The sequence below is a fragment of the Lewinella sp. LCG006 genome (assembly GCF_040784935.1).
In the GTDB taxonomy this organism is placed as follows: Bacteria; Bacteroidota; Bacteroidia; order Chitinophagales; family Saprospiraceae; genus Lewinella.
Map to the genome: position 1 here is coordinate 4,248,470 of NZ_CP160680.1, position 12,973 is coordinate 4,261,442.

The 12,973-nt window shown below is 46.8% G+C and carries 7 protein-coding genes; 1 reads left to right on the forward strand and 6 read right to left on the reverse strand.

The window, feature by feature from the left end:
- Positions 1-331: 331 nt before the first annotated feature.
- From AB0L18_RS15345 to folK, 3 genes are all read right to left on the reverse strand, one after another.
- A complete protein-coding gene (locus AB0L18_RS15345) occupies positions 332-1,654 on the reverse strand; it encodes a hypothetical protein (RefSeq protein ID WP_367388182.1) in 1,323 nt (440 codons plus the stop codon).
- Between the two features lie 377 nt (positions 1,655-2,031).
- Positions 2,032-3,885, reverse strand: a complete 1,854-nt coding sequence (locus tag AB0L18_RS15350; protein ID WP_367388183.1) for a cystathionine beta-synthase — start codon at positions 3,883-3,885, stop codon at positions 2,032-2,034.
- A 189-nt stretch (positions 3,886-4,074) separates the two neighbouring features.
- On the reverse strand, positions 4,075-4,557 hold the full coding sequence (gene folK, locus AB0L18_RS15355; protein WP_367388184.1) for a 2-amino-4-hydroxy-6-hydroxymethyldihydropteridine diphosphokinase: 483 nt from the start codon (positions 4,555-4,557) through the stop codon (positions 4,075-4,077).
- A 167-nt stretch (positions 4,558-4,724) separates the two neighbouring features.
- On the opposite strand from folK, the gene AB0L18_RS15360 reads away from it, so the two are divergent.
- Positions 4,725-9,503, forward strand: coding sequence for a gliding motility-associated C-terminal domain-containing protein (locus AB0L18_RS15360; RefSeq protein ID WP_367388185.1), 4,779 nt, complete (start codon positions 4,725-4,727; stop codon positions 9,501-9,503).
- A 91-nt stretch (positions 9,504-9,594) separates the two neighbouring features.
- Here AB0L18_RS15360 and AB0L18_RS15365 read toward each other — a convergent pair whose 3' ends face one another.
- The 3 genes from AB0L18_RS15365 to AB0L18_RS15375 all read right to left on the reverse strand — a co-directional run bounded on the left by AB0L18_RS15365 (position 9,595) and on the right by AB0L18_RS15375 (position 12,857).
- Positions 9,595-11,673: a thiamine pyrophosphate-dependent enzyme gene (locus AB0L18_RS15365; protein ID WP_367388186.1), complete on the reverse strand. Its 2,079-nt coding sequence runs from the start codon at positions 11,671-11,673 to the stop codon at positions 9,595-9,597.
- Between the two features lie 81 nt (positions 11,674-11,754).
- Positions 11,755-12,003, reverse strand: coding sequence for a RuvA C-terminal domain-containing protein (locus AB0L18_RS15370; protein ID WP_367388187.1), 249 nt, complete (start codon positions 12,001-12,003; stop codon positions 11,755-11,757).
- 83 nt (positions 12,004-12,086) lie between these two features.
- Positions 12,087-12,857, reverse strand: a complete 771-nt coding sequence (locus tag AB0L18_RS15375; protein ID WP_367388188.1) for an enoyl-CoA hydratase/isomerase family protein — start codon at positions 12,855-12,857, stop codon at positions 12,087-12,089.
- Positions 12,858-12,973: the final 116 nt, after the last annotated feature.

Here is a 12,973-nt window from a genome sequence, read left to right on the forward strand (position 1 = left end):
CGGCGCAAAAGCGTGTAATGTCATTTGGTTTACAAGGTGGGGAAGACCACTAGTGCCTTGGGAATTAAGTCTCTGACACCTAAGTTGAAGTTATTTTGTAGCTAATCTAGGCGAAGGTTCATGACTTTAGCCATAGCTAAAGGAATGGTTCTTCAACGACGAGTAGCTGCAAAAGAACGAAACTTGGGGTGTCAAGGATTTAGTGCCCGAGGCACTAGCATGAACGATCGCGCTTACCACTGCTTTTTCCCTCTATTTTATAAGAGAGGCACCCCCCAACTGTTTTGCTGGTTAGAGAGTGCCTCTCAATGGACTTTTATCGGTGGTCTGTTTAAATGGAGAACAATACGCCCGCTACGATACCTTTACTTCTCGCATCGTTATCACTGTGGGTTTCACCAGGGTTTTCGAAGTTTCCGCCGCTGATAAAGTTGAGGGGTTCATAACCAGCTGTTTGGAATAATTCGACAAAAATTCGAGAAGTTTTTTCCACCTGGGCATTCAGCCCTACGATAATTTGGGATTGTCTTTCCCAGGGAGCGTTTTCCGGGCCTGCTCTGAAATTTGAGAACTCACCAGAAACCGCGTAGACAATTTTTCCAGTCGAATTGATTTGATACCTCGCGCCAAGATTTAAAGAACTCACCTTGGAGGCAGCAAATTGATTCAATGGAGGGTTAGGGTTAAACGTTCCCGGCCAAACCTCGAGGGTCTTTGCGTAAGAAGCTTGTAATAATAACTGGTCCGTGATCGTCAATTCGCCGTAGAAGGAATAAGCAGGATTGTTTTCTGAGCAAGGCAAAAAATGCATCACCGGCCAGGGTTGGCAATAGGCACTTCCTCTGAGGTAGGATGCTCCCGCCCTGAGTGCTATCTTTTCCGTAAAGTTTAAGGTATAGTTGAGATCTCCGGCAAAATTGTTGACCCTTGAAGGAACATTGGTGCTGTCAACGGAAGTATTAGCAGACCTGAATTGGGATCCTCCCTGGATGGCCGTGAAAGAAGCACTGATGCCATATTTTTTAAACCCGACGACACCACCATAGCCCAAAACACCGAAGGCATGCCACATAGACGAATTAGTGAATGGGCTTACACTGCGGGTTTGACCAAAAGGAAGGTCCATCTTACCCAAGCCTACGTAGATAGGAAACTCATTGAGGTTGCCCAATAAGATGATCCCTTTTCGGAATTCAATTTGATTCCTGGCCAGACTGGTAATCGTACCGGTGCCAAAACTCTGTTCGGGGCTATAAAGGAGTTCTCCGTAAGTGGTCATCCAACTGTTCAGGGAACCTACCAAAGATACTTGGGCCGAATGTAAAACGACTTCACTTGCGGTTTCTCCTATTGCGTTGTTGGAGGTAGGGTGCCGCATCAAATAGGCAAACTTGGAATTTCTATTTGAGCTTTGATAGTCAGCAATGCCGATGATCGAAAACCCCAAGGCTAAGGACTTTGGTGCTATTTCGTTATTGCTCTTGGCGTCTAACAAAATTTCCAATTTCCTCAAGTTTTGATTGGGTTCCATCATCCGGTAGGTGAGTTCGGAATTCAGCCCGATGGTCGCCGTTTCGGAAGTTGTGTTGGTGTCTTGACTATGGATACCTGAAAAGCTGAAGACCAACAAGACAAAAAAGATAATTTTTCTCATGATGTGTTTTTTGTAGACATCACGCAAAATAATTCCCGAAAGGAAAAACGGATCTTTTATCTGGCTTCTTCGTTTTCCTCAAACCTTACAAGCTGGGCACGGCGTAGCAGTAGCGAAGCTAATCAGGTTGGAGCGTGTCTTGGAGCCAAACAAAATTCTTCGCTTTTCACTTGGAAATCACTTCTGCTTAATGTCTGGTGAATATGAATATTAAGCAAAATTTAGTGCCGATGGGGTTGGAAAGCATACTTCTACAAAAGCATCTTTAAAATAGACGTATATTAAAAGTACAAATATTTTGATCACAATCAAGCAATCTCTAGCATAAATTATTCAAGCATACGGACTGATGCGTTTGAGTCGCTTTACTCGCTTTATTAAAGCCAAGCTAAATGCTCTCTTGTGAACTGTGTAAATACTTTTTTATGAAGCTCAAGATCCATTTTTGGAGAAAGGGAGGCGCGAACAATGTAGTCTTTATCCCCTTCTTTAGTCGTTCCCTGGGTAGAGGTTGCGGGTATGGTCCAATAACACCCCTTCAGTTGGCCATAGCTTACGCAGAACTTACTTTCATTGGGGATTTCGGTGATCATTAAGTTGATCAACTTGAGGTTTAACGCTCGTTTATAGGCTTCTTTTTCCTCTTCCGTATCTCCTTTAGTGGGAAGATCTAGGGAAAACACAGATGGGATAAACCCTCTGTTGGCTAATTCTTCTGAAACAAAATTGATGTTGGCCGCTGGTAAAACATTGTGGATAAAGTTGATGAATTCGCGGGTATTCTTGTAGGCCGCATTAATTCTTTGGTTCATGGATGGCAATTGCTTGGCCAGTATTTCCATTTGCAAAGCTGTAGCTTCGTTGTCGCAAAGTCTCAGATGCAATGCTGTTTTTTCCAGCAAGGCCTCCGTTTTGTGGTTTCCGACACAGTAGCCAGCAGTACATAAGCCCCCGCTTGGAAATTTTGATCCACTTACATAGGAAATGGTTCTAACTGTTGACAGCATCTCCCCTTCACCTAAAAAGTGTACATTCGGACAGAACGTTTGATCTAAAATAAAAACGGGATCGATGGCCATGCTGCCCGCTGCCGTTTTACGCGGTTTACTTAAAACAGTTTTTAGTTTTAGAAGGTCAGGAACTTCAACCCGAGGGTTGGTCGGAATTTCAGCAATGATGTAAGGAATTGCATCATCGCTGGCGATTTTAGCTAAAACGGTATCAATGCTTTGCACCATATCGTTTCCCCCGTCCACGGGTAAATCCACGATTTCAACGTTTTCCATACACGCAGCAACGCGCCTCGCCTGGTCATTTGTTCCACCGTAACAATTGGGCGGGACAACGAATTTGATCGCTTTTCCAGGGTGATTTTCTATTGCATCGTGAATGAGCCCCATCATGATCGCATACTGCATCGAGAGCCCGCTGGAAGCTACGAGTGCCTGGGTTTTTGAACCGGTAATGGTTTGAATGGCCTCCAAAACACTAGACTTGTTGGCCTCGACATTGCTTTTTTTTGTGTCAAAAGATACCCCCGTTAGCGATTTTAAGGCAACGACACAATTGGCAGGCGTCATCGCAATGGTTTCTCTTCTGCGTACATGCTGAATTTCTGAAATATAAGGCTCGTTTTGCCCTCCATTTACCACCAAAATACTTCCTAGATGAGCATGAAGTGTGATGAAAAAATCAACCTTAATCGCCTTCGTAATGGAGCTGGGATCAATATTGCCAATGGTCTCTTGTTGAGCAAGGAAGATCGTACTGCCATTGAAATCGATAATGGCGTCGGCTGTTTCAAGATTTCTCAGCTCAAATTTATAACCATAAATGCTCCTCAGTACTTCCGCATCAAAAGCAGGAGGTAATGCACCCGTATAAAGTAGCTGGGTGTTTTTGTTTGCTAATAAATTGCTTCTCAGAATGGCCAAGACAGGAATCGTCATGGAAGAAAAACTGATGACATTCTCGGCTTTTAGATGATTCAATTTCGCAACTGCCCATTCCAGCACACAAGACAATGGATGACCGAGTCGAATATAGTCGTAAGCAGTAGGCAATGCATCAAGGGCAGCGGCTTCCGCATTATTGTCATTATACAGCGCTTCAAACTGTTCCAAAAATTGGCTTTTAGCCAGTTGCTCCTCGTAAATATCTAGTCGATGCGTAGTGAGGTTCAACCAGTCCGTAGGCATATTCCCTAATACCTCTTTAATATAGTTTAGCATTTGCTTATCGCTGTTATTTGGCCTTTAGAAAAGGCGGAAATGTACATGAATTAAGTTGATCGTAATAGGGTAATCAGCGCGTAAAGATCGGAAAAGTCAGAAGTATTTGGACACAGATTTTTGAACAGTCTCAGCCGTAAAGTTTATATCACGCCAGATTGTACAGCCGACCCTTACACTTTTACACCCTCAACAAACCCTCACCACCTCCCCCCGATCCTGGCATTCCTCCAGCAATTGTGCCACTGTTTTTGCTAGCAGCGGATGCACCCATTCCGGGGCAATTTCGGCTACGGGTACCAGCACAAACCGCCGCTCCTGCATCCAGGGGTGGGGGAGGGTCAGCTGCGGCGTTTGGATGATCTCGTCCGCGTAAAAGATCAGGTCGATATCAATGAGGCGTTGATCCCATTTGCGGTGCCTCACGCGACCCAGCTGCTGCTCAATCGCAAGTGCCGTTTCAAGTGCCTGGGTGGGGGCAAGTGCCGTCTGGTACAGGCAGGCCTGGTTGAGGAAGTCCGGTTGGTCTTCCAGGCCCCAGGCACTGGTTTCGTAGCAGGCCGAAGCCTTGATCTCTTTCCCCAGTTGCTGCTGTAGCAGTTGGCGTGCTCGGAGCAGGTTTCGGTTCCTCCAACCTTGGTTACTCCCCAAGTGGAGCAGGATTTTTTGCATAAAAAACAAAGCTTTAGGTGCCAAAGGTAATGGCTATCAATAAAATAGTGGCTGTTGGAACGCAAGTAAGCAGACAAAGGAAGGGGGAGAACATTTTTTTTGAGGCTAATTGTCTATCTTTGGTCGTATAAGTTAATCAACCATCTGTCACAGACACTTTATCCTGTATGAAATATATTTTTACGCTTCTTTGTAGTGTCCTCTTTACCATCAGTGCATTTGCTCAGCCAGCTAATGATGATTGTGTCAATCTCATTGATCTGGGAACAGCACCTGCCTGTACTGGTGATATTTATACCAATGTTGACGCTACGGACAGTAACTCCGGCCCTTTGGATAACCCCACCTGTTTCAATGGAGGGACGACCCAAAACGACGTCTTCTTTGGGTTTATGGTCGATGCCGCTCTGGTCGATGTTACCATTACCGTCATCGGAACAGACTTGGGCCCTAATGGTGTTCCACTGACCAACCCCCAGTTTGCCCTTTATCGTGGCGGTTGTGGTGGCCTGGCCGAGTTGAACTGTATCAGTGCCCCCAATGGCGAAACAGCCGTCAGCCTTGATGTGATTGGCCTGACTCCGGGGATTCCCTATTTCATCAGGGTAAACGACTATTCCGGTACAGGAACACCCAACTGGGGTGATTTTACCCTATGTATTGAGGAATATATCCCGGCCATCAACATGGGCGAGGATACCCAGTCAAGTGCTTGTTCAGGCACGGTTTACGATTCTGGTGGCCCAGATGATGATTACGGAAACAACGAAAACTTTACGTTTACCATCTGCCCCAACGATTTTACCCAGTGTGTATTGCTGGATGTTGTTTCCTTCAATATTATTGGCGGTGATGTCCTTAATATTTACCAAGGCAACAGTACGGCTGCTCCGCTGATCGCATCGATCACCGGCAACAGCAACGGCAACGAATTTGAGGTGCAATCATCGAATGCTTGTATGACCCTTGAGTTTGTCTCTGATGGGTTCAATTCTTCAGCGGGCTTTGAGGCCAACTGGCAATGCTCACCGCTAGAGTGCGATGGTTCTGACTTTGATAGCCCTTTTGCTATCACGGAAGTTCCCTTCAACAACCCCAGCCTTACGACTTGTGGGCAAGGTGCTAATTTTAACACTACTCCTTGTGGTGTCATTCCCTTTTTGAATGGCCCCGAATCCGTCTTCTTGTACCAGTCGCCAGGAGGCCTGTGTGCTTCGATCAATGTGACGGGGGCAGAACCAGGTACAGGGGTATTGGTGCTTAATGGTCTGCCCGGCGATCCTGGTACAGTCTGTATAGCGCAAAGTGCAGCAGGAAGCATCAGTAGTGCCAACTTCGAGACACCGGGTGATTACTACATCATCGTCGCTAATCCTTCAGGTTGTACGGATTTCGGATTGAATATCGTAGAAGCAGATTGTGCACTTTCACCAGCCCTGGTCGATGCCCTTTGTAACCCTCTCAATGGATGTATTATCGATGGCGACATCACCAGCGAGTTTATGTTTGAGGATGGCTTTCAGGATATTCCTAATACTGTTGGCACCAATAACGGTTGTTGGGGTGGTGTAGGGATTGAACCTGATTATTACTGGTTCACCATCGAAGCACAAGCCGACGGACCATTTGGTTTCATCCTTAGCAGTGCAAATATTCCTTCGGACATTGACTTTAACGTATGGGGTCCTTTTTCTCCAGAGGAAGTGTGCGAAACGCCGCAGGCGGTGATCAATTTTGTGACCAATAACCAACCGATTCGGAGTAGTTATGATGGTGGTACGGAGCCTACCGGACTTGCTGATATCCATCCTACGTTTGGTTATGTTGTAGAAGATGAGTACGATTGTCAGGGTATTAATGATGATATTGTCCGTACCATTGACGCATTGGCTGGTCAGGTTTTCGTGGTACTGGCCAATGACTGGGGTAACCAAATCCAGGGTGGTGGTATCCAAGTGGATTGGGGCCCTTCTGATCCTGATGTACTACAACCACTGGGCGCTACCGTAGCCGCAGCGGATACTTCGGTTTGTATTGGTGAAACCGTTCAACTGGAAGTAATCACAGGTCTGGATAACATCGAATGGATAGGACCAAACGCTGGTGAATTATCTTGTACCAACTGTTTTACACCAATCGCTACCCCCAGCCAGACCCAAGTGTACACTGCTTTGTTGGATGCGGTTTGTTATGTAGATACCCTGGAAGTAACGGTCAATGTTTTTGACCTTGATGCAGGGCCAGATATCATTGTGTGTATCGGTGAAGAATTTGAAATTCCTGCTGGTCAGGATTTTGCTACCGCGACCTACAATTGGTCACCTCCTCCTGGATTGACCTTCAGTTGTACGAATTGTCCTACGCCTATCGTGACGGCAGATGCTCCGGGTATTTATGATGTTCCCGTAACGCTAACGGCGGCGGCTTGTAACTTCATGGATTTTGTGACCATCACGGTGCTAGATTTTACTGCGCCGGAATACACTATTGCCGATGATGAGCGGATTTGTAATGGAGAAGAAAGACTCATCGGTGGTACTTTTGTCGATGGTAATATTTATACCTGGACATCGGTGCCTGCGTCAACCATTGATCCTCTTGCTAACCCATTGGTACAACCTGATGTGACAACAACTTACTACCTTTCGGTATTAAACGGAGAATGTCCTACACCTTCAGTTGATAGTGTTACCATCGAGGTGACGCAATTACCACTTATCGATATTGCGGAAGAACCCATGGATGCTATTTGTTTGGGCGATGAAATTTCCTTGTCCAGCAGCACGGTTGAAGGAGATGTAAACTATACTTGGTCAGGTCCTAATGTTATCGTCAGCCCAGATAGTAACGCCACCGTGATTATTCCAGTGACTACTGGAACTTATACCCTTACGGGGGAACGCCTGGGTTGTGAATCTATGGATGTCATACCGGTCGAAGTCGTCCAGGTCGCTATTGATTTAAATCAACCCGATACGACCTTCATTTGCCAAGGAGAAACCGTACAGGTACAGGCTGCTGTTCTTCCGACCGACGCTACCGTTGTTTGGGATCCGGCGACAGTTTCAGGCCCAGCACCATTGTTGAGCCCCGATACCTATACCGTCTATACCGCTACTGTCACCATTGGTAACTGTATTCGTATGGATACTTTTGCTATTCAAGTAGATTCCTTACCAGTGAGTATGACCATCATGTCCGACCCAATGGAGGATTCTTACTGTCAGGGAGAATTGGTGACTTTGAGTTCACCTATCTATGATCCTGTGATGTACCCCGATATTACGCACCAATGGGCGGGTCCTGGTTTCGAAACTTCGGATACACTCTACAATATCGTACTTACTACTGTAGACACCTTTACCTACGAGCGGATAACGATCAACGGCGGTTGTATTCAAACAGATTCAATCACTTTGAATGTCATCAACAACGACGCATTGGAAATTACCCCCGCCCAACCCGAGGTGTGTGCTGGTGAAAGTGTCCAACTAGCAGTGATGTCTACCACCCTGGGAGAATTGGAATGGACACCTGCGGAGACCTTAAGCTGTAGCGATTGTCCTAACCCATTGGCTAGTCCTACTTCCACGACCACGTATACCGTCAGTTCAAGTATAGATGGATGTGCTATCGAGCAATCGGTAACCGTAATTGTGCCACCAGCTCCGGTGTTAAACGCCAGAGGTGACCTCACCCTTTGTCCTGGAGAATCCATCGACCTCAACCCCAATGGCGGCGGTGGTCAGGAAGGTACCGTCTATCTTTGGTCAACGAGCACCAATCCTAATGTAAGTACTGTGGTGAACCCTGTTGTTACGCCTGCAACCACAACTACCTACACGGGTACCGCTACCAATATTTGTGGTACTGCTACGGATCAGGTCACCGTTACCGTGATTGAGCCCGGTGTTTTGGTAGATGTAAACGGGGGAGTGGATACACTGGTTACCTGTCGTGGTTTTGAATTTGACCTCGTGGCCAATGTTCAAAACAGTACCAATGGTGCAGAATCTCTCGTATGGTTTTATGATGGTGAAAGTGAATTAGGTGTGAATACTACCTTTACCGCTACCAACAGTGGCCCTGCAACCTTTGTCTACCAGTATGGTCCTACTGCTGAGGACGATTGTGATCAACAGTCGGCCACTATCTTTATCCTGGTCAATGATGCGCCTCAGCAAGTGGCGCTCAACCCCGATACAACCATCTGTTTTGGAATTGATGTTCCTCTTTCGCTGTTTGACGGAGAGGTAGAGCCAGGTGTTACCTACAGTTGGACCAGCACGGCTGGCGATGTATTCATGGAACCTGATCCTGAAGTTCAGCCTACCGTTACAACCACTTACACCTTGGAAGCTAGTCTGGGAGAATGTGTTAGTACCGACTCGATAACAATTACCATTATTGAAGAGGCTACTTTCTCGATCAATGATGATACAAGTACGAACCTGATTACGGCTGGTGTTTCATCTGTTAATTTAGAAGCCACCATGCCTAATGAGAACAACCCCGGTATTTTCTGGACATTTAATGGTTTCTCCATTGGCACTGGTTCCCCGTTGACCTGGATGCCTGATGTGAATCAGGAGGCTTCTTTGCCAGGATACGTCTATGCAACTTTAGACAATGGATGTCAGATACTGGAGGATTCTATATTTATCCAAAAGCTACTTTACGAGGTGCCTAACATTTTCTCTCCTAATGGAGATGGTGACAATGATGTATTCAAGCCCTTCTTCCTTGGGGAAATGGACGTAGTGGAACTTACAGTCTACAATCGTTGGGGGAATGTGGTTTTTGAATCCAATGATCCTAATAATCCAGGATGGGAAGGTAAGAAAGATGGAAAAGATGCACCTTCTGACGTATATCTGTACCAAGTACGGGTAGGCATCAGTGGCGAATTTCTGGAAAAATCAGGACAAGTGACTTTGATCAGATAAACCTTCTGATAATACAACTCTAATAAAAAAGGGTGCAGCGAGTAATTGCTGCACCCTTTTTTGTTGGCAGATTAAAGGTTATGCCTGCGTTTTAATAAGCCAACAATTCCGCCAGCTTATCAGCAACTTTCTCGGCATTGGGTAGCATTGTCGCTTCCAGCGTGCTATTAAGTGGAATAGCGGGCATATTGGCGGATCCCAAGGTCATTACCGGAGCATCCAAGTATTCGAAACAATGTTCCTGGATACGAGCGGCAATACTCTGGGCAAAGGTATTGTGCACGGGTTCTTCCGTCAATACCAAAACCTTACTGTGGCGGCGTGCAGCCTCGTAGATGTATTCCTCGTCAAGGGGGGCTAAGGTTCGCAAGTCTACAACTTCTACCTGCCCGGGGAATTTCTTGGCAGCATTTAAAGCCCAGTGAACCCCCATGCCATAGGTGATAACGGCCATGGTAGTGCCTTTCTCTTTTTCTTCGTCGGTAGCCTTTAGTGGTGAAGTAGCTTGCCCAAATGGCAGCACATAATCAGCAGCCGGCTCAACGGTTCGGGCGGCTTCGGTACCCGGTACTTTCGACCAATAGAGGCCTTTATGTTCCAGCATGACCACTGGGTTGGGGTCGTGGTAAGCTGCTTTCATCAACCCTTTGAGGTCGGCACCATTACTGGGGTAGGCAATTTTAATGCCACGGATATTGGTCAGTACCGATTCTACACTGGAGCTGTGATAGGGACCTCCGCTGCCATAGGCGCCGATAGGTACCCGCAATACCATGCTCACCGGCCATTTGCCATTGGAAAGATAGCACGAGCGACTTACTTCCGTAAAGAGCTGGTTGAGGCCCGGCCAGATATAATCAGCAAACTGAACCTCTACAAAAGGCTTTAATCCAACGGCTGACATTCCTACCGTGCTGCCTACAATAAACGCTTCCTGAATGGGGGTGTTGAATACCCGCTCATCCCCGAATTTCTGCGCCAAAGTAGCCGCTTCACGAAATACCCCTCCCAGGCGAGCACCCACATCCTGGCCGTACAAAAGACATTCAGGATGTTCTTTCATTAATTCTTCCACCGCGTGCAGCGCACAATCCACCATGACGGTAGGACTACCTTCACTGGGTTGCCGTTCGCCGCGTTCTTCTTCGATAGCGGTAGGAACAAAATCGTAGGTATAGAGGTCTTCCGGCCGAGGGTCTTCCGCTGCTTTTGCCCGTTCAAAGTCGGCGGCAACCAGTGCAGCGGCTTCTTGTTCTATGGCTTTGATGGCCTTTTCGGCAACACCTGCATTCAATAAGTATTTGCGCAATTTTGGGTACGGATCGCGCTTTTGCTGCTCCTCAAGATCATCGCGGTACCATTCTTTGCGTACACCACTGGTGTGGTGATTGAGCAAGGGGACGGAGGCGTGAACCAAAAATGGACGCCGCTCATTACGAACAGTTTTAATTATTTGTTCGAGGCTTTGATAGCATTCCGCGAAGTTTGTACCATCAACTTTTACGACTTCCAGACCGTGAAAACCGGCTGCATAATCCGCTGCATCCTGGGCTCGTGTTTCTGCGGCATTGGCTGAAATATCCCAGCCATTGTCTTGCACCAAATAAATGATAGGGAGCTGTCGTAGGGCAGCCATTTGGAATGCTTCGGCAACTTCTCCCTCCGTCACACTGGCATCACCAAGTGAACAAACGGCAATAGGGGCGGTGTTTTTCTTCCACTTTTGCAGTCCTGTTTGTTCTTGGTACTGGAAACCCAGTGCTACGCCCGTCATGGGAATGGCTTGCATGCCCGTAGCGGAAGACTGATGTGGGATTTTTGGCATTTCTTCCCGTCGTAGGCTGGGATGGCTGTAATAGCTACGGCCACCAGAGAAGGGGTCATCACGCTTGGCCATCAATTGCAACATCAGTTCGTAGGGCTCCATACCAATGCCTAAGAGCAGCGCATCATCGCGATAGTAGGGCGCAACATAATCTTGTGGTTGGAGCTGCAAGCCCATCGCAAGCTGAATGGCCTCGTGGCCTCTACTGGTAGCGTGCACGTATTTAGAAACCAGTTTAAAATGGTCTTCATAAAGCTCCGTTAGGGCTTTGGCTGTGGCCATCTTGCGAAAAGCTGTGGTTAGATCCTTGGTTTTGATAGTGGTGGAAGGCTTTGATTTTACCATGGTGAGGGAGAAATATTTGGTTGTAGTACGGGCAAAAAATAATTATATGTTGAACAAATCAAACGCAGGGTTTGCTCAATCTCAACCCGGTAATTTTGGTAATTGATTCAACAGCAGTTGGTATTTCAGTTGGTTAAAAGGCGTGTCACCAAAGATCGAATCGGCCATTTGGTGAGCCATTACACCAGCCATCATCGCTTTGGCTTCTTCTTGCGTATAGCCCAGGTTTACCAATCGCCATAATGTATTCTGAACAAATGGAGGCTTTCCACTTGCTAATTGTTCTTCCAGTGTATTCAAAAAAACCTTTAGTAAATCCTGGTGTGACATTGATTGGGATTACTACGTGACGGATTAAATCTGCCTACCTGCGGTAAGCAGGCAGTTATTTCCGTCTTTTTACTACGTATCGCTTACTTGTTTTTAAAAGCGGCTATCGCATTCCTGGTAAAGTCGGAGAGTACCAGTTCGCCACTGATGGCTGCGCGGGTGTCCAGCAGTTCGTTCCAGTTTTCGGTGCCTTCCCAGCTGATGCGCTTGAGTTCACGCATGGCTTGCGGACTTGATTTTGCCAACTGCTGAGCAAGCTTTAGTACAGCAGCATCCAGTTCTTCGGTGTTGGCAAAAATTGCTGTAAACAATCCTTTCTCGCGTGCCCATTCCGCAGTTTGGAATTCGGTAGCATTGATGGCCAATTGCTGAAAAGCACTCTGTCCGATTCTACGTGCTACTGCTGGGCCAACCACAAAGGGACCAATTCCAATCGCCAACTCACTAAGTTTTACTGCCGCAAAAGTAGTTGCCAGACAGTAATCGGTAGCGGCAGCAAGTCCTACACCACCACCGATGGTTTTTCCTTGTACGCTCCCAATGACAAACTTTGGGCATTCTCGCAAGGCATTAATGACCCGCGCAAATCCTAGAAAGAATTCTTTACCCTCCGTAAAATCCTGGATGGCCATCAATTCATCAAAGCTTGCGCCGGCACAAAAAGTACGGTCACCGCCACTTTTAAGAACAATGACCCGGCAGTCTGCATTGCTACCAGCCTGGCGGATGGCATCGCGCAATTGCGCGAGTAGCTTTCCCGGAAGGCTGTTGTGCGCTGGATGTGAGAAAGTGATGGTCATGATACCGTCGGTAAGCTGCGTATCAATTTGTCCTAAAGTTGTTCTGTCTTCCATACGAATGAATGTTCGTTCGCAAAGGTAAAAAAAACTAGGTAGCTTTTATACCTGTTAATTGGATCCCCCTTTCGTTAAAAAGTCTTAAAAAGGCGTTAGGGAAGGATTAAAGGTAC

Bases quoted from the DNA above. Each gene is read 5' to 3' on its own strand.
- AB0L18_RS15345 (WP_367388182.1), bottom strand. From the start codon at position 1,654: ATGAGAAAAATTATCTTTTTTGTCTTGTTGGTCTTCAGCTTTTCAGGT.
- AB0L18_RS15350 (WP_367388183.1), bottom strand. From the start codon at position 3,885: ATGCTAAACTATATTAAAGAGGTATTAGGGAATATGCCTACGGACTGG.
- folK (WP_367388184.1), bottom strand. From the start codon at position 4,557: ATGCAAAAAATCCTGCTCCACTTGGGGAGTAACCAAGGTTGGAGGAAC.
- AB0L18_RS15360 (WP_367388185.1), top strand. From the start codon at position 4,725: ATGAAATATATTTTTACGCTTCTTTGTAGTGTCCTCTTTACCATCAGT.
- AB0L18_RS15365 (WP_367388186.1), bottom strand. From the start codon at position 11,673: ATGGTAAAATCAAAGCCTTCCACCACTATCAAAACCAAGGATCTAACC.
- AB0L18_RS15370 (WP_367388187.1), bottom strand. From the start codon at position 12,003: ATGTCACACCAGGATTTACTAAAGGTTTTTTTGAATACACTGGAAGAA.
- AB0L18_RS15375 (WP_367388188.1), bottom strand. From the start codon at position 12,857: ATGGAAGACAGAACAACTTTAGGACAAATTGATACGCAGCTTACCGAC.